The sequence below is a fragment of the Chryseobacterium sp. FH2 genome (genome assembly GCF_001045455.1).
In the GTDB taxonomy this organism is placed as follows: domain Bacteria; phylum Bacteroidota; class Bacteroidia; order Flavobacteriales; family Weeksellaceae; genus Chryseobacterium.
Map to the genome: position 1 here is coordinate 35323 of NZ_LFNE01000004.1, position 25100 is coordinate 60422.

Genomic DNA, 25100 nt, shown 5'->3' on the forward strand with positions numbered 1-25100 from the left:
ATTACATTAATAACCGTGTAAATCAATACCTTCTGTTCTTTGTAAAGTAACTTTTTTACCCATTTTCTTTTGGATTACTCTGAAATGCTGCAATTCGTCGTCTGTCAAAATATTGATAGCAGTCCCTTTTTCGTTTGCACGGCCCGTTCTACCGATACGGTGAATATAATCTAAAGGCGAACGAGGCAATTCGTAATTGATAACACAAGGCAAAAATTCGATATGGATTCCACGACCAATTAAGTCAGTTGCCACTAAAAACTGAGCACCATTTACTTTAAATTCTTCTAAATTATTTCTACGCGCACCCTGCGATTTCTGACTGTGAATAGCAACGGCTTTTATTTTATTTTTTTTCAGTTTTTCTACCAAATTATCTGCTGATCTTGTAGATGATACAAAGATTAATGCTTTTTCAACCTTCTTTTCTTTAATTAGATAACGCAAAAAAGGACCTTTATTTTCCGGAGAGACGTGGTAAGCAAATTGCTCGATATGGTCTATTTCAACTTCTTCCTTCTTGATTTCAATCATCGTAGGATTGATGGATAAACGTCCTCTCATTTCAGCAACTTTATCGTTTAAAGTTGCTGAAAACAAAGTTGTTTGTTTTGCGACAGGCATTTGAGTAAACAATTTATTCATCTCTTCACCAAAACCTAGCTGAAACATTTTATCTGCCTCATCGATCACTAAGTGCTTGATTCCGGAAATGCTTACTGCTTTATGATCAATTAAATCTAATAAACGACCAGGCGTTGCAATAAGAACTTCTACTCCGAACATACCTTTCATTTGAGGATTGATAGAAACCCCGCCATACACAGCCATTGTACGGATTTCACGTTTTAAGTTTTGTGTAAAAACTCTGAAAACTTCATCTATTTGAATTGCCAGCTCACGTGTAGGAACCAATATTAAAACCTGAACATTACGGTCTTTTTTAACCTCTGAGTTTTGTAATTTTTCTAAAATAGGCATCACAAAGCAGGCTGTTTTTCCCGAACCGGTTTGTGCAATTCCCATTAAATCTTTTCCTTGTAAAATAACAGGAATAGCCTGCTCCTGAATTGGAAAAGGTTTCAAATATCCCAATTTGTTGACAGAACGAATAATATTGTGTGATAATCCCAAAGATTCAAATGACATAAAAACTTATTTGGTACAAAGATAAGCTATTGGTATTTGGTTTCTCGCTCAAACAAAACAGTGATTACAATTTTCTTTTATACAATGCCGATTTGTCCGATAATTATATTTTGGACGGTTTTTTGAATATTAGTTTTCGTAAATTTATTAAAAATTCGAGAAATCTAAATATGAAAAAAGCGTTAATAATCGTAGATGTACAGAATGATTTTTGTGAAGGTGGCGCATTGGCAGTTCCGGGAGCGAATGAAGTGATCCCGTATATCAATCTTCTGATGGAAGAAAATGAATACGATCAAATTGTCTTGACTCAGGATTGGCATCCTGCAAATCATAAAAGCTTTGCAAGTAATAACGGAAGAAATGTAGGTGAAAGCATTATTTTAAACGGTGTTCCACAGTTTATGTGGCCGGATCACTGTGTACAGGGAACTTTCGGTGCAGAATTCCATAAAGATCTAAACAGAGATAAGGTAACTCATATCATCCAAAAAGGGAAAAACCCTGAAATTGACAGCTACAGCGGTTTTCAGGATAACAATCACTTCATGAAAACAGGTTTGGATGATTTCCTGAAATATCATGATATCCAATTGGTGGAAATTGTAGGTTTGGCAATGGATTACTGTGTAAAATTCACTTGTACAGATGCGGTTGCAAACGGATATGTAACTTGTCTGCATTTCAACGGGACACGAGCTGTAAATGTAAAACCGGATAATGGCAGAGATGCTATTTATGAAATGATTCAAAAAGGAGTAACCGTTTTAGGATAGTTTTTTAGTAAATAAAATCACAGCGTTTTTTGTTATTCTGAATGTAGCGGAGCGTAATGAAGAATCTTTTCAACAACAGATAACAGGTTCTTTCTTTGTTAGAATGACAAACGGCCTATAAATAAAAAAGACGTTGAATTTTTTCAACGTCTTTTTATTTTTTAACTAAAATTCTTAAAAAATGAATTTTACAATTCGTATTAAAGCATTTTAAGATTATTCACTTCTAGTTCTGTAAGGATTCTCCAATGTCCTCTTTTGATGTTCTTCTTCGTTAATCCTGCAAACATTACCCTGTCAAGAGCTTCCACTTCGTATCCTAATCTCTGGAAAATTCTTCTGATAACACGATTCCATCCGATATGGATTTCGATACCGATTTCATTTTTCGGTTTACCTTCAATAAAAGAAATTTGATCCACAACAGCTACACCTTCGTCCAAACGAATACCTTCTGCGATAAGTTTCATATCTTCATGAGTCAATTTCTTATCTAAAGTTACATGATAAATTTTCTTAGCGTCAAAAGATGGGTGTGTCAATTTTTTCGTCATGTGACCGTCATTCGTTAAAAGAATAACTCCGGTTGTAGAACGATCCAATCTTCCAACAGGAAAAACTCTGTAAGGAGAGGCATTTGCTACCAAATCCATTACTGTTTTTCTTGCTTTGTCATCTTTCGTAGTAGAAATATACCCTTTTGGTTTGTTTAATAGTACATAAACAGGTTTTTCCGGCGTGATATTTTGTCCGTCAAAAACTACTTTATCAGTTTTCTGAACCTGATACCCCATTTCAGTTACTACTTTTCCGTTTACCTCTACAAGTCCTTGCGTAATCAGTTCGTCAGCCTCTCTTCTGCTGCAAATTCCTGAATTGGCAATGTATTTATTAAGACGGATAGTGTCCTTATGAACATCTTTTTCTATTTTGTTCAGTCTTCTTTTTTGCACGAAAGATTTGGCGCCATCTTGATTTCTATCATTCCCGCTACCTGGTCTTCTGCCATATTTTAAGCTACCTCTTTCGTACTTATCTCTAGTATCAAAACTGTTTCTGCCTCCACCTCTTTTAGGAGCTGATTTTCCAAATGGCTTTTTTTCTTCACCTGGATTTGTAATAAATGGCTCTTTTTCAATTTTTGAGTATTTCTTTTCCATTCGGCTCTCGTAGCTGGTATCACTTTTCCTGGGATCAGAATTTCTCTCTCCAGCTTTAGGAAAAGATTTTTTGAAAGGTCTTGAACCTGAAGAATTTCCAGATTTAGAAGCACGAGAATCATCAGAATTATTTCTTGTTGAAGTTCTTGGTCTTTTTGGTTTTCCTGAATTATTATTATCTCTGCTCATTCTAAAAATTTCTACAAAGATAGTAATTTAGTTACGAGTTAAAAATTAAGAATCATAACTTTGCAATATTGTTTTACAATTAACTTTATAGAAATTCCGAAAATGATAACAATATTAAACGATAATTTTTCTCAACTGAACGACTTTTTACACGAAAAATCTTTCAGTAAAATCTTTATTTTGGTTGATGAAAATACGCATGAATATTGTCTGCCTATTCTTTTGGGAAATATGGAGACAGATTTAGGCTTTGAAATTCTGGAGGTTGAGGCGGGCGAAGAAATGAAAAATATCCAGACTGCCAATCAGCTTTGGGAAATCTTGACAGAAATGCAGGCGGACAGGAAAGCTCTTGTTATCAATCTTGGTGGCGGTGTGATTACTGATATGGGAGGTTTTGTGGCTTCTACCTATAAAAGAGGGATACAATTTATTAATATCCCTACTACCCTTTTATCCATGTGCGATGCGTCAATTGGCGGAAAAACGGGGATTGATTTGATGCATTATAAAAATATGGTGGGAACTTTTACTTTTCCTGAACAGATTTTTGTGTATCCTAAATTTTTAGAAACGCTTCCTTTTAAGGAACTAAGAAGCGGTTTCGCAGAAATGCTGAAGCACGGTCTGATTGCAGATAAACTGCATTGGGAAAATCTTATTGCCATTCATAAATTGGATATAGATGGTATTATTCCGCATATTCAGACTTCTATGGATATCAAACAGGATGTTGTAGAAAAAGATTTTCATGAAAAGAATGTCAGAAAAACCTTGAATTTTGGCCATACCATCGGCCATAGTATTGAAAGTTTATGTTTAAGCCAGGGAAACCCTGTTCTTCATGGCGAAGCAGTAGCTGCAGGGATGATTTGTGAAGCACATCTTGCCTATTTGGAAGGCCTAATTTCTGAAGATGATTCTAAATTTATTATTGAAAACATTCAAAGATATTACCCCTATTTGGATATCAGTGATTTTAAAGATGAAGATATTTTTGGTTTATTATTAAATGATAAGAAAAATGTTGACAGTAAAATCAACTTTTCTCTCCTTTCAGGAATTGGTGAATGCACGTTTGATTATGAATGTAGTCAAAAAAATATTTTAAAATCTTTTGGTTTTTACAGAAACTTAAATAATTTTTAAAGTAGTTATCAGAAGACATAAAAAATACTTGTAAGAAAGAAAATTAAACAAACATTTAATTGATTTTATATTATTGATTTACAATCAATTATTATTTAAAAACCGTCTGACATAGGCGGTTTTTTTACTGATTTTTATCATGAAAATGATTTTTGGCAAGCAATTTGAAAGATACTCTGCGTCTGACAGAAAATTAGACAGTAGTAAAATTTAAAATTAAGAATAGTAAAATATTAAAAAAATTAAAGTTATGAAAAAGTTAATTTTAGGATTAGCAGTAACTGCAAGTTCATTGGCATTCGCTCAACAAACACCAACTACATCTTCTAACCCGGTATCATTTGGTATTAAAGGAGGTATGAACGTTTCTTCACTTACAGATGGAGCAGATTTGGATGATTCAAAATCTAGAATCGGTTTTAATGCAGGTGTGTTTGCAAATATTCCGGTAGCAACTAATTTCAGTGTACAACCAGAGGTTATTTATAATGATTTAGGTTCTAAAGTAACTAGAAACTATACTGTTTTAGGTAATGATTATAAAGCAGAATATTCAAGAAATTTAGGATATGTGGCTGTACCGGTAATGTTCCAATATAATGCTCTTCCAAATCTTTATTTAGAAGCAGGCCCTGAATTCGGATTCCTTGTAAGTGCTAAAGATAAATTCAAAAGTTCTACAAATGGAAACTCTAATGGTTCAGAAGTTACGAGCTTAGATAAGGATGATTTCCAAACATTTAACTTTGGTATCGGTATTGGAGCAGGATATTACTTCACGGACAATTTAGGTCTTACAGCTAGATATACTGCTGGTTTAACAGATATCTATAAAAACAACAATGGTGACGCTGTGAGAAACAACGTATTCCAGGTAGGTTTAGCTTTCAAATTTAAATAAAAAGCTTAACAACATTCAGAAAAAACAAATTTAAGATTCAATAGAAAAAGTCAGATTATTTTTAATCTGACTTTTTTATTTTAATATGGTTTTTAAAATATTCAGACTTGCTTTTTAAGATGGACTTATATGATTTTAATCAGTATTTGCATTTTGGCAAGTATTTTGCGTAAAATGTTGAAATAGAAAAATAAAAGATATTAAAATTTTAAAGCTATGAAAAAATTATTATTAGGTTTAGCATTGGCTGCCGGTTCTTTCACATTTGCTCAAACGTTTGGTTTGAAGGCCGGTCTTAATGTTTCTTCGATTTCACATGATGAGATGACGGCTAAAGCAGGATTCTACGGAGGTGTATTTGCAAACATTCCGGTTGCTAAAGAGTTCAGTATCCAACCGGAAGTTTTATATAACGGTGCCGGCGCAAAATTTGATGACTCTAGTGATGATAAACTAAATTTAAGCTATATTTCAGTTCCTGTAATGTTCCAGTATAATGCGTTACCAAACCTTTATTTGGAAGCTGGTCCTCAGTTTAGCTTCTTGATTGATTCTAAAATTAAAGGAAACGGAGCATCGGTAGATTCTGATAATATTAAAGGGTTTGACTTTGGTATTGGTCTGGGAGCAGGATATTATATCACTAAAAACATTGGCGTTACAGCAAGATATATTGCAGGTGTAACGGATGTTGCTAAAAAAGTTGGAAACTTCCAATTGGAAGGTAAAAACAATGTATTCCAAGTTGGTTTGGCTTACAAATTCAAATAACAAATTTTGATTTCAATAGAAGAGGCCAGGTTTATTTAGTTAAGCCTGGCCTTTTCGATTTGTAATCAATATTATATGTTTAATACTGCTCAAAAAATATGCTGATTTTTTTGTATTTAGACGTTCTTAAGATATTCCGGGAATTTTCAAGTCAATTTTTAAAGTATAAAATTTTAAGTGATTTTAACTAAAAAATTAAAGCGAAAAGCAATAATAACTTCACATTTTATGGAAATATAGGGCAAATATCGTTGATTTTCAAACTTTGGAAATGCCCTATACAAAGCATTTTGCAAATGATTAAACGTTTTGGCAAGCATTTTGCAAATTACCATACGTCTGATTTAATGATGAGACAGAAAAGTAAAATTAAAAAAATAAAATTATGAAGAAGTTATTTCTAGGACTAGCAATAGTTGCTGGTACATTATCTTTTGCTCAGGAAACTCAGGAAACAAAAACTACAGTAACAACTACCACTGTAAAAAACAACGAAAAAGAACCGGTAAGATTTGGTATCAAAGGGGGCGCAAACGCTTCTCAATTTAGTGAGCAAGAACTAAGTGCTAAAAATCAAAAGATAGGATTTAATGCGGGTGTTTTCGTTAATATTCCTTTATCCAGTAAATTTGCGGTTCAGCCGGAAGTTTTATATAACCAGCTAGGTGCAAAAAGTGTAGTATCATCTTCTGAAGTTACAACAGGTGATACAACGGTAAAAACGAAGTCAGATGCAAAGGCTTATCTGAATTATATTTCAGTTCCTCTTATGGTTCAGTTTAAACCAACTCAGAATTTTTATTTTGAAGCTGGTCCTGAATTCAGTTATTTCTTAGACGGAAAAAACAAAGGAGAAACTGTTACTACAACTACTACGGGAAGTAGTACAGCCACAAAAACAGAATCTTATTCTACCAGTATTGACAAAGATGATGTAAAGAAATTTAATGTAGGATTAGGTCTTGGTCTGGGGTATTATTTTACTCCTAATTTGGGTATCAATGCAAGATATGTAAATAGTTTGACCCATATTGCAAACAACTCAGGAGTTGCAGAACAAGATAAGAATATTAATACAAACAGAGTTTTCCAATTAGGATTGAATTACAAATTTTAATATAACATAACCAATTTAATTCCAAATGAAAAGGTCAGACTTTAAGTCTGACCTTTCGTTTTTTTATTTAATTAGAATATTTTAACTAAATAATTCCAATTCCTCCCCTTTTCCTACAGGATATTCTTCTGTAAAACACCCGAAACAGTGGTTAGAAGAACCTAAAATTTCTTTAAGGTTCTCTGTACTTAAAAATTCTAAAGAATCAACACCTAAATAATCTCTAAGCTGTTCAGTTGTCATATTTGCAGAAATCAAATCATCCTTTGAAGGTGTATCAATTCCTAAATAACAGGGCGCAATAATTGGTGGAGAAACACTTCTGAAGTGAATTTCCTTTACACCTGCATCTTTCAGAATTTTTACCAATCTTTTGGATGTCGTTCCGCGAACAATAGAATCATCAATGATCACTACCCTCTTGTCTTTGATTTCAGAAATAATAGGATTCAATTTTAAGTTTACTACCCTCTCTCTCATTTCCTGAGTAGGTACGATAAAGCTTCTTCCGATATATCTGTTTTTAATCAAAACCGGACGGAAAGGTATTCCTGAAGCCTTGGAAAACCCAATCGCAGCAGGAACTCCGGAATCCGGAACTCCGATTACCAAGTCAGCTTCTACAGGAGCTTGTTCCCAGATTTTCTCTCCGGATTTTTCTCTGATTTCGTAAACGTTGATGTTTTCTAATGTAGAGTCAGGTCTCGCAAAATAAATATATTCAAATGAGCAGATTCTTTGCTTTCCTTTTTGCTCATCTACCATATAAGAATTTAATTTTCCCGGTTCATTTTCATTTGTATAAATGATTTCTCCCGGTAAAATATCACGTACATACTGCGCTCCAACAGCATCTAAAGCCACAGATTCAGAAGCTACAACGTAAGAATTTTCGTTGATTGCTCCTAAAACCAAAGGTCTGATTCCGTTAAAATCTCTGAATGCGAAAAATTTATTTCTTGTCATTCCGACAACAGAATATGCTCCTTCAATTTTCTCCATGGTTGCTTTAATAGCTCCACGAAGTCCCAGGTCAAGATTTTTTTGGATTAATCTTAAAATCACCTCAGAATCAGAAGTCGCTCTGAAAACTACACCTTCAGCTTCCAATTCTGCTTTCAATTCTCTTGCATTGGTAAGGTTACCGTTATGCGCTATAGAAAGAATAATTTGGTCATATTCGTTTTTCGCGAAAAATGGCTGGAAATTATACTTCTTTTTATCTCCTGCAGTCGTATAACGGGTATGCCCGATTGCAGAATTTCCCATAAAAGTTTCAGGATCCTGAATCTCTTTATAAACATCCAAAACCAACCCTTCATCTTTCATATTGGTAATTCTTCCATTCTTGAGAACAGAAATACCACACGCTTCCTGACCTCTGTGCTGTAACGCAAAAAGTCCGAATTGTGAAAGAGAAAACGTATCTAAATCATTATCAGAATACATTCCGAAAATACCGCACTCCTCATTTGGAGCATCAAGCCTTTCTTCTTCCTGTGTTCTGAAAAGATTCCTTCCGTAGGTTTGAGTTTCAAATTGTTTTAAATATTCACTTTTATGAATGTCTAAACTTTTCATTCTATTTTTTCTAATCTAGATTTTATTTTTATAGATATCTTAATTAGATGGAAAATTTAATATTATGTTAAATCCATTTTTACACCTAATTTTATCTAAAATCTTACTTGCCAAGTAAAGTTTTCAATCTGTTGTAGATCTCGACGTAAGCTTCAGTTACTTCTCCAAGATCTCTTCTGAATCTGTCTTTATCCAGTTTCTTCATAGTATCTTTATCCCAAAGTCTGCAAGTATCAGGAGAAATTTCGTCTGCCAGGATGATTTCACCGTCTGAAGTTTTTCCTAATTCGATTTTGAAATCTACAAGAATGATATTCATTTTGTCAAACAAATCGATTAAGATTTCATTGATATCTGATGTCAGTTCATACATTTCATCAAGTTCTTCATAGGTGGCAGCACCTAAGAAAACAGCATGGTGATCATTGATAAGAGGATCTCCCAATTCGTCTTTTTTGTAGCAGATATCGAAGATTGTTACCGGAGATTTGATACCTTCTTCAACTCCTAATCTCTGAGCCATACTTCCTGCAGAATAGTTTCTAACGACCATTTCCAAAGGAATGATAGATACTTTTCTTACTAATTGTTCTCTTTCGTTTAATTGTTTTATGAAATGAGTTTTAATCCCTTTTTCATTCAAATATTCAAAAATCAAAGTGGTGATAGCGTTGTTCATTTCGCCCTTCAAATCCACAGAACCTCTTTTTTGAGCATTAAATGCTGTAGCGTCATCTTTGAAACGCACTATTACTTGATCAGGATTATCGGTTGCAAATACTTGTTTTGCTTTACCTTCGTACAACATTTCTTTCTTTTCCATTTTCTAAATGTCTTATTAGTTAGATTTATATTATTTTTACTTGATTAAAATTCCTGTTAAAACAGCCATGCCAAAACTCAGAAGTGTACCTATTAATACATATTCGGTTAGCTTTCTTTGTTTTGCCTGAGCCAAATCGCTGAATCTGAAAACAGATTTTGCAGCCACCATAAAACCTACGCCTTCCCAGTGATTCACCAAAATGAAAGTGAAAACCAGCAAACGCTCTAAAATACCGATATATTTTCCGGCGCTTGATAAAGATTCGCTTTGTATATTATTTACAGTTTCCGGAACGGGAGTCCATGAAGACAATAATATTTTAATAAAAATAGAGGCAGGTGTTGTTAAAAACAATGCAGCTACCAATATTTTTAAGAAATCCTGATTTTTAAAAAACTCAAAATTAAATTCATTAAAATAAAAAGAAACTCCCCCGATTACCAAAATATGAAGAAGCTGATCTATAAAGAACCAGTTTTTTTTATTATTAACAGTTTGAAAACTCAGTTTCGCGGCATCAATCATAAAGTGTGTGATTCCTACTAAAACAGCTATCCACCAAAGTTGCAGATCCCAAAGGAGAATAAAACTTAAAATGGTGTGGATTAAAACATGAAGATACAGATATTTGCTCTTCAGTTTTTTACTTTCTTTCTCTGCAACCCAAGAATTTGGCTGGAGAATAAAGTCTCCAAATAAATGTGCCAATATGAGTTTAGTGAAAATCATGCTTACAATTCTGAAATTTTCTTTCTAAAATACTGATTAGTCTCTACGATTAGCTCGTAGTTTGCGCGCTTCAATCTCTGGCTTACGGAAGATTGTGAAATGTTAAACTTCTTCGCTAAATCTTCCTGTGTGATTTCCTTATTCATAATCATTTCATGAATAATTTCGGAGGTAGCCATTGTCCAGTTATCAAAATCTTTGGAAGACCATTTGAGTAAAATATTCAAATCTCTGTCTACAGAAGCGTTGGATGTTTTGATGGAAACAGTATGTCCGTCATTTTTAAGATCATTTAATAATCTTCCGGAATTTACATACGCTGTACCGTTGGATTCTGTGATTTTTTCAGACGAAAAATTTTCCTCACCAATGCCAATGGCAATTCTCACATCTAAATTTTCCTGACTTTTTATAAGAGATTTTATAGCTAAGAAACGCCAAAAAACATCGTCTATAGTACATTTGAACTGAAATTCGTCCCCTCTGTAAATTTCCCATGTCTGAGGTGCGCTTCCCCAATTTTCGAGAAGATTTTTAAGCTTGGTAATCCAAACTTCTGTATCTGCCTGTTGCGAATTTATAATATCACCGGTAATGACCGCTATCATTTTGCAAATATAAGCATAATTACTTATAAATAAAAGATATAAGCAGAAACACTTATAGATATTGATTATTAGTGAATCTGCTTATGTCGATTATATAGTAAATGGCTGATTTTAGGGTACTTTACAGTAATCTAAAACTTATATTGGGCTCTATTTTTTTATAAACTGATAGGCTTTATCATCAAGTTTTAATAAATATGAACCTGGCGTCAAGTTTTGTACAGAAATATTTTTCTTGTTTTTGAATGGTAAATTTTCAATCTGAATAACCTTTCCTGAGAAATCTAAAATCTGAGCATTTTTCACATTTTCAACTTTTCCGTTTACAAAAATGGTTTCGTTTACAGGATTTGGATATATTTTAAATTCTTCATTTTTAGTATAAAGAGCATCTGAGGCTGAGAGAACTCCTAAATTTTGGCAGTAATTACTTGCGTAGGAATCCCATTCGCTGAGATTGAATGTTGCTGTGGGCTGGCTGATATTTGCTTTTCTATATAAAGATACATTAGATAATATTGATGTGTTTGACTGCCCTGTGGAACCTATTGCATCTATTGTGGAAGATTTATATCTCAATTCCAGGTATTGGCTTCCTGAGAAAGTCATTTGTGGAGCAGCAGTCACAAATTTAGCCTGATCAATGGTGTAGCAAGAGAAATTTGCTCCGGGATTTAATACTACGAAAGTTTCATTATTTTGAACAGTTCCTTCCAGTTCATAAGGCGCAGGAAAATAATAATTACTTCCGCTTGGAAGCTGAATTGAAAGTCTGTAATCATTCAAATTTACAGGATGCCCTGTTCTGTTGGTGATTTCTAAACCTTTATTATTAGAAGTTCCTTCTAAGTATTTTGTGATTATTAAATCTCTAGCATAAATATCGGAAGCTAACGTTGTCGTTGAAACTGTATTGCTGTCCGGAGAATACAAATAGCCGTTGTCGTAGGCTTTGACCGTAAAATTATATGTTGTGGAAGGTGTAAGGTGATCAATACTTATTGAGTTTCCTTTGGTAGAAGCTACTAAAGCCCCATTCTGATAAATTTTATAACCTATTACGTCTGTACTTGAACTTGGAGCCCAGCTTAAAGTTGTAAAATAAGCACTGTTTTGGGTAATTGTAAGGTTTGTTGGGGACTGCGGAGCAACAGCATCCGGAGCCTGCCCCCAAATTGCATTTACCCAAGACGGATTGTCAATAAATGGATTTCTGTTTTTCTGCAAAGCATAAACTGAGTTGTTTCTGTCAATTTCTCTTTGAGATACAGGATCTTGCTGATGCCATTGAAGAAGCATTGCGATATATGCGGGTTCAAAAGCTCTTTCTTCTGTTCCGTCTAACGGATTGGTATCAGAAGCAGGATTTGTGCTGTTGTTATAATTAAAAGTACCTAATTTCCCCTCAAATCTTACTGCGAAATATAATAAACTTCTTGCAACATCACCTTTAAATTCATTAATAGGTTCATAAACTCTTCCTGTATAAACCCAGTTCGGAATAGCGCTGTTTCCGATTTTTGAAGTGTTGGTAAAAGTATAAAAATTGGTTGAGCCGGCAATTCCATAAGGGTAGTTGCTTCTCAGCTGGTTGATTTTTGCATCAGTGGGGACTACATAAAATAAATCAGAGTACATAGGGTAATTACTATAAAATGTACTTTGAGGCATCATGTGTTCACGATTCCAGCCTAACCCCTCTGTTGCGGCGCTTCCGATGATGTTTGCGGTTGTATATTCGTAAGCATCCGGGCCTGTGGGAATTTCAGAATAAATATCTAATAATATAGTCGTATTGGTGGCATCATGATCATAATATTTATCCAAATCTGTTTGATTATAATAATTAGTAAGATCTCCATAATGCCAGCTGATGTTTTTCGCCGAGACAATCTCATGAAGTTTAGATTTCAGCGCGTAACCGGTCAAACCTGTTGTTCCATCGTAATAACCCGCAGGAATTTGTGCGGAAATATATGATGAAATTAAAATTATTGGAAGTAAAAATTTTTTCATTCTTTAAAAATTGGGTGGCTAAAATAGTAAATTAATCTACTCAAAGTTGAGAAAAATTTATTAAAAAATCATTAAATATTTAAATATAAAAAATTGAAAATTAAAGTATTGAGTATAAATTATTATAACAGAAATAAATTTCTTTCGCATTCCGTCAATTTGGTTATCTTTGGGAATTAACTATTTTATCTTATATGAATACAGAGACTATTGACAACATTAAAATGATAGCAGAAACGGCAAGAGAATTTGCTGAAAAGAATATTAGACCTAATATTATGGAGTGGGACGAAAGTCAAACGTTTCCAAAAGATTTGTTTCACCAGTTGGGGGAAATGGGTTTCATGGGAATTGTTATTCCTGAGCAATATGGTGGTTCTGGTCTTGGTTATCATGAGTATGTGACGATTCTTGATGAGATTTCTCAGGTTGACCCATCAATTGGTCTTTCTGTTGCAGCACACAATTCACTTTGTACCAATCATATCTACGAATTTGGAAACGAAGAACAAAGAAATAAATGGCTTCCACAGTTAGCTTCAGGTAAAGTAATCGGAGCTTGGGGTTTGACTGAGCACAATACAGGTTCAGATTCTGGAGGTATGTCTACAACTGCCGTGAAAGATGGTGATGAATGGATAATCAGTGGTGCTAAAAACTTTATTACTCACGCTATTTCAGGAGATATTGCTGTGGTAATGACAAGAACAGGAGAAATTGGAGCCAAAAATAATTCTACAGCTTTTGTTTTGGAAAAAGGGATGCCCGGTTTTGCTTCCGGTAAAAAGGAAAATAAACTAGGAATGAGAGCTTCTGAAACTGCGGAATTGATTTTCGATAACGTTCGTGTTCCGGATTCTCACCGTTTAGGAGAAGTTGGAGAAGGTTTCAAACAGGCTATGAAAATTTTGGATGGGGGCAGAATTTCTATCGCTGCTTTAAGTTTAGGTACTGCAAGAGGAGCTTATAAGGCTGCTTTGAAATATGCTAAAGAAAGACAGCAATTCGGAAAGTCAATTTCAGAATTTCAGGCTATCAACTTTATGTTGGCAGATATGGCAACGGAAATCGATGCTGCTGAGTTATTGATTCAAAGAGCTTCAACGTTGAAGAATTCGAAACAGAAAATGACAAAAGAAGGAGCTATGGCAAAATTATATGCTTCTGAAGCTTGTGTAAGAATTGCGAACAATGCCGTTCAGATTTTTGGAGGGTATGGTTATACAAAAGATTTTCCTGCTGAGAAATATTACAGAGATTCTAAACTGTGTACCATCGGTGAAGGAACTTCTGAAATCCAAAGATTAGTTATCGGTAGAGATATCACAAAATAGATTGAGTTAAAAACATATAAATGATTAAAAAAGCCCTTCTGGGTGAATTTTTGCATGAAGCAGAAAACACCAGAAAAATTTTAAAAGCAATTCCTGACAGTGCCTTAGATTGGAGACCATCTGAAAAAAACTGGACAACTGCACAATTAGCTTCCCATATTGCGGAAATTTATAATTGGTATGAATCTACCTTTAATCAGGATATCTTTGATATGGGAACATATCAATATGATAAAGGGAATATCTCTAAAGCGGAAAATATTGTTGCCAAATTTGAAGAAAATGTTGCTAAAGCCCAGCGGGTTTTAGAAAATTCAGATGAAAGTGCCTATTTTAATGAATGGAAAATGGAGATGCACGGAAATATAATTTTTCCTCCTACTCAGAAAATTCAGGTAATCAGAGGTTTTTTGTATAATCATTTGTATCATCACAGAGGTGAGTTGGTTGTTTATTTAAGATCTACAGGAAATAAAGTTCCGGGATTGTACGGACCGACTGCCGACGATAAGTTTTAGAAAGTTAGAATTATATCATCAATAAGTGAATAGCACTCGTGTTTTACGGGTGCTATTTTCTTTTTTTGAGAAAATGATATTTTAATTATAATCAATGTATGGCATAATATATTGAATAGATAATCAAAAATTTTCTTAAAAAATTTTCTTTTTCGTTATAAATTTTTTATTAGCTTTGATATACCATAATCAAATATTTATTTATATGAAAAAACAATTATCAATGATCGGAATGCTTCTTATCACAGGAGTTTCTTTCGCTCAAACTGATCGTCTTTGGTCTGAAGGAGTTAAAAAAGCATCTTCGGAAATTCTTGAAAACAAAACGAATATTAATAATCCAAAAATTTACAGTTTGGATATTAATGGATTAAAAAATGCCTTGGCAAGAGCTCCGAAAAGACTTGCCGCAGGAGAAAAATCAGAGATCATTATTTCCTTCCCAAATTCTGAAGGAAAAATGGAAAATTTCAAAGTAAGAGAAAATTCAAATTTTGATCCTCAGCTTGCTGCAAAATTTCCGGACATCAAATCTTATGTAGGTGAAGGATTGGACGATTCAAATGCAACAGTGTATTTCAGCGTTTCTCCACTGGGTTTGTCATCAATGGAAATTTATGGGGACAAATCTGCCGTTTTTATTGAACCTTATACTAAAGATTTATCAACGTACGTGGTTTACAAAAAATCTGACAAAAAAGATGATTTAAACAAGTTTGAATGTACCGTAATTGATGTTGCTCAAAAAGGAGTTTCAGGTACAAATCTTACAGCAAGACCAAACGCTGATGATGCTAAATTAAGAACCTTCAGACTTGCATTATCTTGTACAGGGGAATATACTGCATATTTCGGTGGAACAAAAGCCAATGCTTTAGCAGCAATGAACAATACCATGACTCGTGTAAACGGAGTATTTGAAAAAGATTTTGCAGCGAGAATGGTATTGATTTCAAATAATGATGCTGTGATTTATACCAATGCCTCCACCGATCCTTATTCTGCGGCTTCAGGAATGAGCAGCTGGAATTCTCAACTTCAAAGTACATTAACTTCAGTGATTGGTGAAGCAAATTATGACATCGGGCATTTATTCGGGGCTTCGGGAGGAGGCGGAAATGCAGGTTGTATCGGATGCGTCTGTACAAATGGTTCAAAAGGTAGTGGTTATACCTCTCCTGCTGATGCAATTCCTTCGGGTGATAATTTTGATATTGATTATGTAGCTCATGAGATGGGACATCAATTCGGCGGAAACCATACATTCTCAATGAGTAATGAAGGGACGGGAGCAAATATGGAACCTGGTTCCGGATCTACAATCATGGGGTATGCGGGAATTACAAGCCAGGATATTCAGCCACATTCAGATGCATTCTTCCACGCAATCAGTATTCAGCAGATTACCAATAATATTAAAGCCAAAACCTGCCCTGTAAGTACAAGCACAGGAAATTCAATTCCAACAGCGAATGCAGGTTTAGATTATACCATTCCGAAAGGAACACCATTTGTATTAACAGGTACCGGAACTGATGCAAACGGCGATTCTTTAACGTACATCTGGGAGCAAATGGACAATGCTTCTTCTTCTCAGACAGGAGCCAGCTCTGCGGCAAGTGCTACAAAAGCATCAGGACCCACTTTCAGATCTTGGACACCAACTGCTTCTCCGGTGAGATATTTCCCAAGAATGGCTTCGGTGTTAACAGGTGCGACAACAACGGCGGGTTCCGAAATCACTGTTGAAGCACTTTCAAACGTAGCAAGAACTTATAATTTTAGATTTACGGTTCGTGACAATAGAGCCGGAGGTTCAGGGAACAATTCTGATGATACTGTAATCACAGTAAACGGAACTGCAGGGCCTTTCAGTGTTAGCTCTCAGAATTCAGCAACAACATACACAGGCGGAAGTTCTCAAACGGTTACCTGGAATGTAGCAGGAACTACGGCAAATGGTGTAAATGCTGCAAATGTAGATATTCTTTGGTCCACAGACAGCGGAAATACCTGGACTACTCTATTAGCCGGAACTCCGAATGACGGAACCCAGGCTGTGACAATTCCGAATGTTTCTACTACTACCGGAAGAATTATGGTGAAAGGTTCAAATCACATCTTCTTTGATGTAAATAATGCAAACATCACAGTAAATGCGGGTTCAGGAACTTCAGATACTATTGCTCCTACAGCTCCTACTCTTGCAGCTTCCGGCACAACTTCTACAAGTACAAACCTCTCTTGGTCCGGTGCAACAGATAATGTAGCTGTTACGGGTTATGATGTATATCAGGGATCTTCATTAATCGGCTCTACGGCTTCAACGTCTTATACTGTGACAAGTTTGACTCCATCAACTACTTATAGTTTCTCAGTTAAAGCAAAAGATGCAGCAGGAAACGTTTCACCTTCAAGTAATACGGTAAGTGTTACAACCCTTGCAGGAAGCACTGTTTCTTATTGTTCAGCTTCAGCTTCAAATACGGCAGACGAAAGAATCGGAAATGTGAAATTCGGAACTATTAATAATACTTCTACAGGAACTGCGGGATATGAAAACTTTACGTCGGTTTCTACAAACGTAACAAAAGGAAGTTCTTATACAATTTCTATAACTCCTGTTTGGACGTCAACTAAATATAATGAAGCGTATGCAGTCTATATCGATTACAATGGCGATGGAGATTTTACAGACAGTGGTGAATTAGCCTGGTCTAAAGCCGGTTCTACAACGAGTCCGGTAACAGGCTCAATTACAATTCCGTCCACTGCAACTGTAGGTAATACCAGAATGAGAGTTATGATGCAGTACAACTCTGTTCCTACGTCATCTTGCGGATCATATACTTATGGGCAAGTTGAAGATTATACATTAAATATTGTTTCATCAGGAAAAGGAGATTTAGTAAATACAAAAGATTTAATTACAGATATTAAATTATATCCAAACCCTGTACAAAATATTTTAAATATTTCAAATACAACGTCAGAAGATTATAAAATCTTCGAAATGGGTGGAAAACTAATCAACTCAGGAAAACTTGAAAGAGGAGCTGTAAATGTAAGCAACCTTACAAAAGGAGCTTACCTTATTCAGATTGGAGAGGTTACAAAGAGATTCATTAAAAATTAATAACCATTTTTAAATTAAACTATGCTAAGGCTGTCTGGAAACGGGCAGTCTTTTTTTATTAAAAATTAGTTTTTCTTTAAACAGCTTTTTGTCATTCAAAACGAAATGAAATAGATTCTTTCTTCTTGAGAATGATAAAACCATATGAATTACTTTTACCATAAAATTATGATTAATATCTAAAATTAACTTCATGTGTTTTTTCAATAAATAACAAAAATTCTAACCTCTAATTTCTAGCTTCTAACTTCTAAAAATTTTATATTTGCCTTAAATAAAAAATATTCATGGATAAAATTGATAGTCTGAACCAGGTAGCAGAATTCCACACAACTTTTAAAGCCCCTGTTCTAGATACGCCACAGATTCCTTCACCAGAAAGGTGTAATCTGAGAGTTGAGCTTTTGCAGGAAGAATTAAACGAATTAAAACAGGCAATTGCAGATAATGATATCGTAGAAATCGCGGATGCACTTTGTGATTTACAGTATGTTTTGAGCGGTGCTGTTTTGGAATTCGGACTTGGCAACAAATTTGTAGAGCTATTCAACGAAGTTCAGCGTTCTAATATGTCTAAAGCTTGTAATGATGAAAAGCAGGCACAGGAAACTGTTGAATTTTATAAAGCTAAAGAGGTAGAATCTTTTTATGAAAAATCAGGTGAAAAGTATAATGTTTACAGACAGGCAGATCATAAAGTCTTAAAAAACAAGTACTACTCTCCTGCTGATTTAAAGAAAATTATCGAAAAATAATATGAAAAAATTTATTACAAATATTGTTGCCGTTTCAGCTCTATTCTTGGTATCTCAACAGTTTAGTGCTCAAAAAGTAGTGGTAAATCGTGAAGTGGAAACTACTAAAGATGGTAAAATGCTATTGGGAAACCAATTAAAAGATCAATTTTTAAAGGCTCCGTATGCAGATTGGTATGTAAAAGAGCATGACGAATATGCCATAGATCAAAAAGCGATTGGAGAACTGAAAAAAGAAAAAATCAACACTTACAATATCATCGTTTTCATGGGCACCTGGTGTGAAGACAGTCACAGGGATTTTCCCAGACTGATGAAAATTCTGGAAGAATTGAAATATCCCGAAAACAAGCTTACAATCATTGCTGTAAACCGCAAAAAAGAGTCTCCTGCAGGCGAAGAAAGCCGTTATAATATTCAGAAGGTTCCTACTATTATTGTTGAAAAATATGGTAAAGAATTAGGAAGAATTATAGAAATGCCAACTTCAGGATATATTGAAAGGGATTTAGTAGAAATCCTGAAAAAAGATGATTCGTCAGTACTTAAAGAAATATTCAAATAATAAATATTGAGAAATTATAAAATCATAGTACCATTTCTGGCAGGAGTTCTTGTCATGTTATTCCTGTTTTTCGGGCTGAAATCTTGTTTCAATCTTGGAAGTAAAACGGAAAAGTCAGATTATTATATTTTGACAAACCAAATTTCTAAGATGAATAAAATGGTGGTTTTGGAACAGGATGCTTCTTCTATGCAGAAAACAAAGATGGGTATTGAAATTTTCGGAAGCGAAGTTTCCAGCAACAGTATTATTACCTATACTAAAACCAATGCGCAGGTTTCTTATGATTTGAATAAGATGAAAATAAAGGTAGATTCTATTAATAAAAAACTGATTATTACGGAATTACCTAATGCAGATATAAGAATTACTCCAAGTGTTGAAATTCAGTCTATGGACGATTCTTTTATCAACAGAATTTCTGAGAAAGATATCAAAAGTGTAACTCAAAAAGCAAAGGATGCTGCTATTAAATCTATTGATCAAAATAGATTAAGAGATGAAGGGCACAAACAATTAATGGAAAATCTTAATAATATATTCGTTTTGGCAAAGGCTTTGAATTATAGTATAGAAGACCAGACAGGTAAACTGGATGTTTTAGGACTATAAAATTTAAAGCTATGGACTCAAAAGGAAATAATAAAAGCAAAGAATCTGCAAATGCTGCAGAAACCAAAAAACAAAATCAGGATTTCCAAAATATTCCTGCTTCATCAAAAAAGACCAATCCGCCTGATATTGATAAAGAAGATGTACAAAAATCTTCCAAAAATAAATCAGGAAAAACGGATAATACTAAAGAATAATCTTAAATCAAAAGGTTCTGTCAACAAGGCAGAACCTTTTTTCTGAAAGTGAATATTACAGAAAAACATTAATAGATATGTTTTTATTTTATATAATTCAAAATTTTTATTATTCTCTATACTCTACTGCAAGAATTTCAATAAGAAAATAAGGTTAGTGTTTTATTTGAAGTTGAAAATTTTAGAGTATTTTTCTGAAAGAATTGAGTTTGGAAATAAGTAATGCAAAAATTGCAAATGTATTTTTCATGATTTAGTATTAATTCTTATTTCAAATATACCGTTTATGTATCATTTTAAATAAAAAATGCGTATTTTTGCATCTTAAAATTTCTTAGTAAACAATGATAAAAATTACACTTCCAGACAATAGCGTCAAAGAATTCGAGGCGGGAGTTACTCCGCTAGATGTGGCAAAATCTATAAGCGAGGGATTGGCTAGAAATACCATCTCTGCAGTTGTTAATGACAAACAAGTAGAAACAACCACACCTATAACCACGGATTCTACGGTACAGTTGTTGACCTGGAACGATGATCTTGGAAAGAAAGCTTTCTGGCATTCTTCAGCCCACCTTTTGGCGCAGGCTATCCTTGAATTTTATCCTGATGCTAAGTTGACAATAGGCCCTGCAATAGAGAGCGGATTTTATTATGATGTAGATTTCGGGGACGAGAGCTTATCTGAAAAAGACTTTGAGAAAATTGAAAAGAAAGTATTGGAAAATGCTAAAAAAGGCTCAACGTTCTCATTATACCCTGTTTCTAAAGAAGAGGCATTAAAAGTTTATGCAGATAACCCGTATAAAGTAGAATTGATTTCTAACCTTAATGATGGTGAAATCACTTTTGTAACTCACGATAATTTCACAGATCTATGTCGTGGAGGACATATTCCTAATACGAGTATTGTAAAAGCCGTTAAGATTTTAAATGCGGCAGGAGCATATTGGAGAGGAAACGAAAAAAATCCTCAGTTAACAAGAGTTTATGGTATTTCTTTCCCTAAACAGAAGGAACTGGCTGAATATCTTGAAAGATTAGAAGAAGCTAAAAGAAGGGATCACAGAAAATTAGGTAAAGAACTTGGAATTTTCGCTTTCTCAGAAAAGGTAGGTGCCGGTTTGCCGCTTTGGTTGCCAAAAGGAACTGCTTTGAGAAGAAAGCTGGAAAATTTTCTTTCTGATGCTCAGAAAAAAGGCGGTTACGAATTTGTAATGACACCTCATATTGGAGCCAAAGAATTGTATGTAACATCAGGGCATTGGGATAAATATGGTGCCGACAGTTTTCAGCCGATTAAAACTCCGAATGAAGGAGAAGAATTTTTGCTAAAGCCGATGAACTGTCCTCATCACTGTGAAATCTACAAAACTTCACAATGGAGCTATAGGGATTTACCAAAAAGATATGCAGAATTCGGAACTGTTTACAGGTATGAGCAAAGTGGAGAACTTCACGGTTTAACAAGAGTTCGTGGATTTACTCAGGATGATGCTCACCTTTTCTGTACTCCGGATCAGCTTTCTGAAGAATTTGAAAAGGTAATTGATTTAACGCTTTATGTTTTCAAATCTTTAGGTTTTGAAGATTTTGTAACCCAGGTTTCATTGAGGGATCCTGAAAATAAAGAAAAATATATCGGTTCTGACGAAAACTGGGAAAAGGCAGAAAATGCGATTATTAATGCTGCTCAAAAGAAAGGCTTAAAAACTGTAGTTGAGTATGGCGAAGCTGCATTCTATGGTCCGAAACTTGATTTCATGGTGAAAGATGCTTTAGGCAGAAAATGGCAATTAGGAACTATCCAGGTTGATTATAATTTACCGGAAAGATTTGATCTCCATTACATCGGAAATGATAATGAAAAACACAGGCCGGTAATGATCCACAGAGCACCATTTGGTTCTATGGAGCGTTTTATCGCGATTTTGCTTGAGAATACTGCGGGTGACTTCCCTCTTTGGCTGAGCCCGGATCAGTTTATAATTCTACCTATCAGTGAAAAATATGTAGATTATGCAAAAAAAGTTTCACAATTTTTAGAAAATCACGATATTAGCGGTCAGATTGACGACAGAAACGAAAAGACAGGTAAAAAGATTCGTGATGCGGAATTGAATAAGATTCCGTTCATGCTTGTAATAGGCGAAAACGAAGAGAACGATGGCACAATTTCTGTAAGAAGACGTGGTGAAGGAGATCTTGGAGTGATGAAAATGGAAGATTTCGTCAATTATTTTAAGAAAGAAGCAGCTATATAGAATAGCTGTCAATAGAAAGTTAACCAATAAAATTTAAGACAATAGCACAAAGATTTAACAACAGGGGCCCACAAAGACGTCCTGTACAAGAGGACTTACACTTAATCAACGATAAAATTCGTGTGAGAGAGCTTCGTTTGGTGGGAGATAACGTAGAGCCGGGAATTTATCCGATTGACAAAGCAAGACAAATTGCTGCTGAGCAAGAATTGGATTTAGTAGTAATTTCCGATAAGGCTGAACCGTTTATTGCAAGAGTATTAGAATACAAAAAGTTCTTATACGAGCAAAAGAAAAAGCAGAAGGAATTAAAAGCTAAGCAGGTAAAAGTGGTTGTAAAGGAGATCCGTTTCGGACCTCAGACTGATGAGCACGATTATGAATTTAAGAAAAAGCATGCTGAGAAATTCCTTGAAGAAGGTTCAAAATTAAAAACCTACGTGTTTTTTAAAGGACGTTCAATTATCTTTAAAGATCAGGGAGAAATTTTACTTCTGAAGCTGGCTCAGGAATTAGAGCACGTAGGAAAAGTAGATCAGCTTCCTAAGCTTGAAGGAAAGAGAATGATTATGATGATGAGTCCTAAAAAACCGGCTAAATAAGCATTAGTGACGAGTCCCGTCAAATTATAATACAAACCTCAAAGTAATTTGAGGTTTTTTTATTTTCTATTTAGTTTATTCTGCTAAATCAAGCATAAATGAGTATGGTTTATAATTAATCATAATACTTATTAATTTATAATTAAATTTTATCCTACATCAATATTCTGTGAAAAGTTTTGCTCTAAATTTGCTATATTAAATAATAAAAATAAAATATAAATAAATATATAATAAAATGAGCACACTTAAATTACAAGACGGAACAGAAATTTATTACAAAGATTGGGGAAAAGGGCAGCCTGTATTTTTTCACCACGGATGGCCATTATCTAGTGATGATTGGGATGCACAAATGTTTTTCTTCCTGGAGCAGGGATATAGAGTAATTGCTCATGACAGAAGAGGGCACGGAAAATCTGAGCAGACTCCTTATGGTCATGATATGGATACCTATGCTTCTGATGTTGACGAAATTGTAACAGCATTAGATTTAAAAAATGTGATTCACGTTGGTCATTCTACAGGTGGCGGAGAAGCAATCAGATATATTGCAAAACATGGTAAAGGAAGAGTGTCAAAAGTAGTTTTGGTAAGCGCTGTAACTCCAATAATGGTTCAGAATGAGAATAACCCAAACGGAGTTCCTATTTCTGTTTTCGATGATATTAGAAATAATACGGCAAAACATAGGCAACAGTTTTTCATAGACATTACTTTTCCTTTTTATGGGTATAACAGAGAAGGTGCAAAGATTTCTGAAGGTATTCAGAGAAACTGGTGGAGGCAAGGAATGAGCGGTTCTATTAAGGCCCATTATGATTGTGTAAAAGCTTTCTCTGAAACCGATTTTACAGAAGATTTAAAAAATGTGGACGTGCCTGTGCTGGTAATGCACGGCGAAGATGACCAGATTGTTCCTTTTGAAACAACAGGCAAAGTGGCTGTTACTCTACTGAAAAACGGGAAATTGATTTCTTATCCGGGATTCCCTCATGGTATGCCAACTACAGAAGCTGAAACTATCAATAAAGATCTTTTGGAATTCTTTAAATCATAAGTATACCTGGTTAAAAATAAATACCGTAAACATTTAATGTCTGCGGTATTTTATGTTTAAAGTCTGAATTTTTTTTCGTAATTTTGCAAACTGATTTATATAACACAATGATTAGAAATTTTATTTGCTTACAGGACTTATGAGTTCCCTGCTACACTTACTTTTAAAGGTGGTAGAGTTGAAAATGGGTTTGCAGATCCTATTCTCAGGTAAATAAAAAATGAAATTGCGTTTAAGGAGACTATGTAATTATGGATACTGGCCCTTTAACAATAAATACTAGAGTATTTTGAGAAAAATTGTAATTAGATATTGATAACAAAACATAAAAAGCAAAACAATGCCAAAATTAAAAACGAAATCAGGTGCTAAAAAGCGTTTTGCTCTTACCGGTTCTGGTAAGATCAAAAGAAAAAATGCTTATAAAAGCCACATCTTAACTAAGAAAGAAACTAAGCAGAAGAGAAATCTTACTACTACTTCTTACGTTGCTTCTGTGGACGAAAAAAGTGTTAAACGTCAATTAGCAATTAAGTAGTTTTTATAAATCTATAATTCGGTTTATAAGAATTCAAAAAATTCAGAAATTTTAACCCTGAAACGGTGCAGATAAGTGTAATGAAACAGTTTACCGCCCTTTTCAAAAAAACAATTTAAATTATGCCAAGATCAGTAAATGCCGTAGCTTCAAGAGCTCGCAGAAAGAAAATTTTAAAGCAAGCTAAAGGTTTTTTCGGTAGAAGAAAGAACGTTTGGACTGTAGCTAAAAATGCCGTGGAAAAAGCAATGCAATATGCTTACCGTGGTAGAAAAGAGAAAAAGAGAAATTTCAGAGCACTTTGGATTATGCGTATCAACGCAGGAGCCAGAGAGCACGGAATGTCTTACTCTCAGTTTATGGGAGCTCTTAAACAAAACAACATTGAGCTTAACAGAAAAGTTTTAGCAGATTTAGCAATGAATCACCCTGAGGCTTTCAAAGCAGTTGTAGATCAAGTAAAATAATGTAGAATTTTTGTTATCAATATAATCCCGAGTTTTTTGCTCGGGATTTTTTTATTATATACATTTGCTTAAAATTATTG

The 25100-nt window shown here is 34.4% G+C and carries 25 protein-coding genes; 17 read left to right on the forward strand and 8 right to left on the reverse strand.

The annotated features are described in order from the left end of the window. Positions 1-6: 6 nt before the first annotated feature. Positions 7-1149 carry a DEAD/DEAH box helicase gene (locus ACM39_RS07350; protein ID WP_048510396.1) on the reverse strand — a complete coding sequence of 381 codons (1143 nt, stop codon included), beginning with the start codon at positions 1147-1149 and terminating at the stop codon, positions 7-9. Positions 1150-1319: 170 nt separating this feature from the next. On the opposite strand from ACM39_RS07350, the gene pncA reads away from it, so the two are divergent. Next, positions 1320-1925, forward strand: coding sequence for a bifunctional nicotinamidase/pyrazinamidase (gene pncA / locus ACM39_RS07355; RefSeq protein ID WP_048510700.1), 606 nt, complete (start codon positions 1320-1322; stop codon positions 1923-1925). 200 nt (positions 1926-2125) lie between these two features. On the opposite strand, the gene ACM39_RS07360 is transcribed toward pncA, so the two are convergent. After that, positions 2126-3085 (reverse strand): pseudouridine synthase, encoded by a 960-nt coding sequence (locus ACM39_RS07360; protein ID WP_048510701.1) that lies wholly within the window; start codon positions 3083-3085, stop codon positions 2126-2128. Between the two features lie 291 nt (positions 3086-3376). On the opposite strand from ACM39_RS07360, the gene aroB reads away from it, so the two are divergent. From aroB to ACM39_RS07380, 4 genes are all read left to right on the forward strand, one after another. Next, positions 3377-4423: a 3-dehydroquinate synthase gene (gene aroB, locus ACM39_RS07365; protein WP_048510397.1), complete on the forward strand. Its 1047-nt coding sequence runs from the start codon at positions 3377-3379 to the stop codon at positions 4421-4423. A gap of 250 nt (positions 4424-4673) precedes the next feature. After that, positions 4674-5324, forward strand: coding sequence for a porin family protein (locus ACM39_RS07370; RefSeq protein WP_048510398.1), 651 nt, complete (start codon positions 4674-4676; stop codon positions 5322-5324). A gap of 216 nt (positions 5325-5540) precedes the next feature. Beyond that, a complete protein-coding gene (locus tag ACM39_RS07375) occupies positions 5541-6095 on the forward strand; it encodes a porin family protein (protein ID WP_048510399.1) in 555 nt (184 codons plus the stop codon). A 385-nt stretch (positions 6096-6480) separates the two neighbouring features. Then, the gene (locus ACM39_RS07380; protein WP_048510400.1) at positions 6481-7212 is read left to right on the forward strand and encodes a porin family protein; all 732 of its coding nucleotides are present in this window, start codon (positions 6481-6483) and stop codon (positions 7210-7212) included. An 81-nt stretch (positions 7213-7293) separates the two neighbouring features. Here the strand turns inward: ACM39_RS07380 and purF are convergent, their stop codons facing one another. The 5 genes from purF to ACM39_RS07405 form a co-directional block, all read right to left on the reverse strand. After that, entirely contained in the window at positions 7294-8793 is a 1500-nt protein-coding gene (purF, locus tag ACM39_RS07385; RefSeq protein ID WP_048510401.1) for an amidophosphoribosyltransferase, read from the reverse strand. A gap of 103 nt (positions 8794-8896) precedes the next feature. Beyond that, positions 8897-9616, reverse strand: a complete 720-nt coding sequence (gene purC / locus ACM39_RS07390) for a phosphoribosylaminoimidazolesuccinocarboxamide synthase (RefSeq protein WP_048510402.1) — start codon at positions 9614-9616, stop codon at positions 8897-8899. Positions 9617-9652: 36 nt separating this feature from the next. After that, a complete protein-coding gene (locus tag ACM39_RS07395) occupies positions 9653-10348 on the reverse strand; it encodes a DUF3307 domain-containing protein (RefSeq protein WP_048510403.1) in 696 nt (231 codons plus the stop codon). 2 nt (positions 10349-10350) lie between these two features. Continuing rightward, entirely contained in the window at positions 10351-10956 is a 606-nt protein-coding gene (locus ACM39_RS07400; protein ID WP_048510404.1) for a SatD family protein, read from the reverse strand. Between the two features lie 150 nt (positions 10957-11106). Beyond that, complete coding sequence (locus tag ACM39_RS07405; protein ID WP_048510405.1) at positions 11107-12972, reverse strand: endonuclease; 1866 nt, start codon at positions 12970-12972, stop codon at positions 11107-11109. A 194-nt stretch (positions 12973-13166) separates the two neighbouring features. Between ACM39_RS07405 and ACM39_RS07410 the strand changes: the two genes are divergently transcribed. From ACM39_RS07410 to ACM39_RS07420, 3 genes are all read left to right on the forward strand, one after another. Continuing rightward, positions 13167-14306 (forward strand): acyl-CoA dehydrogenase family protein, encoded by a 1140-nt coding sequence (locus ACM39_RS07410; protein WP_048510406.1) that lies wholly within the window; start codon positions 13167-13169, stop codon positions 14304-14306. A 20-nt stretch (positions 14307-14326) separates the two neighbouring features. Then, on the forward strand, positions 14327-14824 hold the full coding sequence (locus ACM39_RS07415) for a DinB family protein (protein WP_048510407.1): 498 nt from the start codon (positions 14327-14329) through the stop codon (positions 14822-14824). A 205-nt stretch (positions 14825-15029) separates the two neighbouring features. Continuing rightward, the gene (locus ACM39_RS07420) at positions 15030-17960 is read left to right on the forward strand and encodes a reprolysin-like metallopeptidase (protein ID WP_048510408.1); all 2931 of its coding nucleotides are present in this window, start codon (positions 15030-15032) and stop codon (positions 17958-17960) included. A 24-nt stretch (positions 17961-17984) separates the two neighbouring features. Here the strand turns inward: ACM39_RS07420 and ACM39_RS19200 are convergent, their stop codons facing one another. Beyond that, entirely contained in the window at positions 17985-18155 is a 171-nt protein-coding gene (locus ACM39_RS19200) for a hypothetical protein (protein ID WP_165585108.1), read from the reverse strand. 92 nt (positions 18156-18247) lie between these two features. Here ACM39_RS19200 and ACM39_RS07425 point away from each other — a divergent pair, with 92 nt between their 5' ends. The 9 genes from ACM39_RS07425 to rplT all read left to right on the forward strand — a co-directional run bounded on the left by ACM39_RS07425 (position 18248) and on the right by rplT (position 25020). After that, a complete protein-coding gene (locus ACM39_RS07425) occupies positions 18248-18715 on the forward strand; it encodes a nucleoside triphosphate pyrophosphohydrolase family protein (protein ID WP_048510409.1) in 468 nt (155 codons plus the stop codon). 1 nt (position 18716) lies between these two features. Beyond that, positions 18717-19280 carry a TlpA family protein disulfide reductase gene (locus tag ACM39_RS07430; protein ID WP_048510410.1) on the forward strand — a complete coding sequence of 188 codons (564 nt, stop codon included), beginning with the start codon at positions 18717-18719 and terminating at the stop codon, positions 19278-19280. 6 nt (positions 19281-19286) lie between these two features. Beyond that, on the forward strand, positions 19287-19892 hold the full coding sequence (locus ACM39_RS07435; protein WP_048510411.1) for a DUF4230 domain-containing protein: 606 nt from the start codon (positions 19287-19289) through the stop codon (positions 19890-19892). 11 nt (positions 19893-19903) lie between these two features. Beyond that, entirely contained in the window at positions 19904-20089 is a 186-nt protein-coding gene (locus tag ACM39_RS07440; protein WP_048510412.1) for a hypothetical protein, read from the forward strand. A 344-nt stretch (positions 20090-20433) separates the two neighbouring features. Then, on the forward strand, positions 20434-22353 hold the full coding sequence (gene thrS / locus ACM39_RS07445; protein ID WP_048510413.1) for a threonine--tRNA ligase: 1920 nt from the start codon (positions 20434-20436) through the stop codon (positions 22351-22353). 41 nt (positions 22354-22394) lie between these two features. Next, on the forward strand, positions 22395-22955 hold the full coding sequence (infC, locus tag ACM39_RS07450; protein ID WP_082140546.1) for a translation initiation factor IF-3: 561 nt from the start codon (positions 22395-22397) through the stop codon (positions 22953-22955). Between the two features lie 238 nt (positions 22956-23193). Further along, positions 23194-24015: an alpha/beta fold hydrolase gene (locus ACM39_RS07455; protein ID WP_048510415.1), complete on the forward strand. Its 822-nt coding sequence runs from the start codon at positions 23194-23196 to the stop codon at positions 24013-24015. 340 nt (positions 24016-24355) lie between these two features. After that, positions 24356-24553: a 50S ribosomal protein L35 gene (rpmI, locus tag ACM39_RS07460; protein WP_048510416.1), complete on the forward strand. Its 198-nt coding sequence runs from the start codon at positions 24356-24358 to the stop codon at positions 24551-24553. A 122-nt stretch (positions 24554-24675) separates the two neighbouring features. After that, positions 24676-25020, forward strand: a complete 345-nt coding sequence (rplT, locus tag ACM39_RS07465; protein ID WP_048510417.1) for a 50S ribosomal protein L20 — start codon at positions 24676-24678, stop codon at positions 25018-25020. The last annotated feature ends 80 nt before the right edge of the window (positions 25021-25100 follow it).

Coding starts and splice junctions, on each gene's coding strand:
- ACM39_RS07350 (WP_048510396.1), bottom strand. CDS start 1,149: ATGTCATTTGAATCTTTGGGATTATCACACAATATTATTCGTTCTGTC.
- pncA (WP_048510700.1), top strand. CDS start 1,320: ATGAAAAAAGCGTTAATAATCGTAGATGTACAGAATGATTTTTGTGAA.
- ACM39_RS07360 (WP_048510701.1), bottom strand. CDS start 3,085: ATGGAAAAGAAATACTCAAAAATTGAAAAAGAGCCATTTATTACAAAT.
- aroB (WP_048510397.1), top strand. CDS start 3,377: ATGATAACAATATTAAACGATAATTTTTCTCAACTGAACGACTTTTTA.
- ACM39_RS07370 (WP_048510398.1), top strand. CDS start 4,674: ATGAAAAAGTTAATTTTAGGATTAGCAGTAACTGCAAGTTCATTGGCA.
- ACM39_RS07375 (WP_048510399.1), top strand. CDS start 5,541: ATGAAAAAATTATTATTAGGTTTAGCATTGGCTGCCGGTTCTTTCACA.
- ACM39_RS07380 (WP_048510400.1), top strand. CDS start 6,481: ATGAAGAAGTTATTTCTAGGACTAGCAATAGTTGCTGGTACATTATCT.
- purF (WP_048510401.1), bottom strand. CDS start 8,793: ATGAAAAGTTTAGACATTCATAAAAGTGAATATTTAAAACAATTTGAA.
- purC (WP_048510402.1), bottom strand. CDS start 9,616: ATGGAAAAGAAAGAAATGTTGTACGAAGGTAAAGCAAAACAAGTATTT.
- ACM39_RS07395 (WP_048510403.1), bottom strand. CDS start 10,348: ATGATTTTCACTAAACTCATATTGGCACATTTATTTGGAGACTTTATT.
- ACM39_RS07400 (WP_048510404.1), bottom strand. CDS start 10,956: ATGATAGCGGTCATTACCGGTGATATTATAAATTCGCAACAGGCAGAT.
- ACM39_RS07405 (WP_048510405.1), bottom strand. CDS start 12,972: ATGAAAAAATTTTTACTTCCAATAATTTTAATTTCATCATATATTTCC.
- ACM39_RS07410 (WP_048510406.1), top strand. CDS start 13,167: ATGAATACAGAGACTATTGACAACATTAAAATGATAGCAGAAACGGCA.
- ACM39_RS07415 (WP_048510407.1), top strand. CDS start 14,327: ATGATTAAAAAAGCCCTTCTGGGTGAATTTTTGCATGAAGCAGAAAAC.
- ACM39_RS07420 (WP_048510408.1), top strand. CDS start 15,030: ATGAAAAAACAATTATCAATGATCGGAATGCTTCTTATCACAGGAGTT.
- ACM39_RS19200 (WP_165585108.1), bottom strand. CDS start 18,155: ATGAAGTTAATTTTAGATATTAATCATAATTTTATGGTAAAAGTAATT.
- ACM39_RS07425 (WP_048510409.1), top strand. CDS start 18,248: ATGGATAAAATTGATAGTCTGAACCAGGTAGCAGAATTCCACACAACT.
- ACM39_RS07430 (WP_048510410.1), top strand. CDS start 18,717: ATGAAAAAATTTATTACAAATATTGTTGCCGTTTCAGCTCTATTCTTG.
- ACM39_RS07440 (WP_048510412.1), top strand. CDS start 19,904: ATGGACTCAAAAGGAAATAATAAAAGCAAAGAATCTGCAAATGCTGCA.
- thrS (WP_048510413.1), top strand. CDS start 20,434: ATGATAAAAATTACACTTCCAGACAATAGCGTCAAAGAATTCGAGGCG.
- ACM39_RS07455 (WP_048510415.1), top strand. CDS start 23,194: ATGAGCACACTTAAATTACAAGACGGAACAGAAATTTATTACAAAGAT.
- rpmI (WP_048510416.1), top strand. CDS start 24,356: ATGCCAAAATTAAAAACGAAATCAGGTGCTAAAAAGCGTTTTGCTCTT.
- rplT (WP_048510417.1), top strand. CDS start 24,676: ATGCCAAGATCAGTAAATGCCGTAGCTTCAAGAGCTCGCAGAAAGAAA.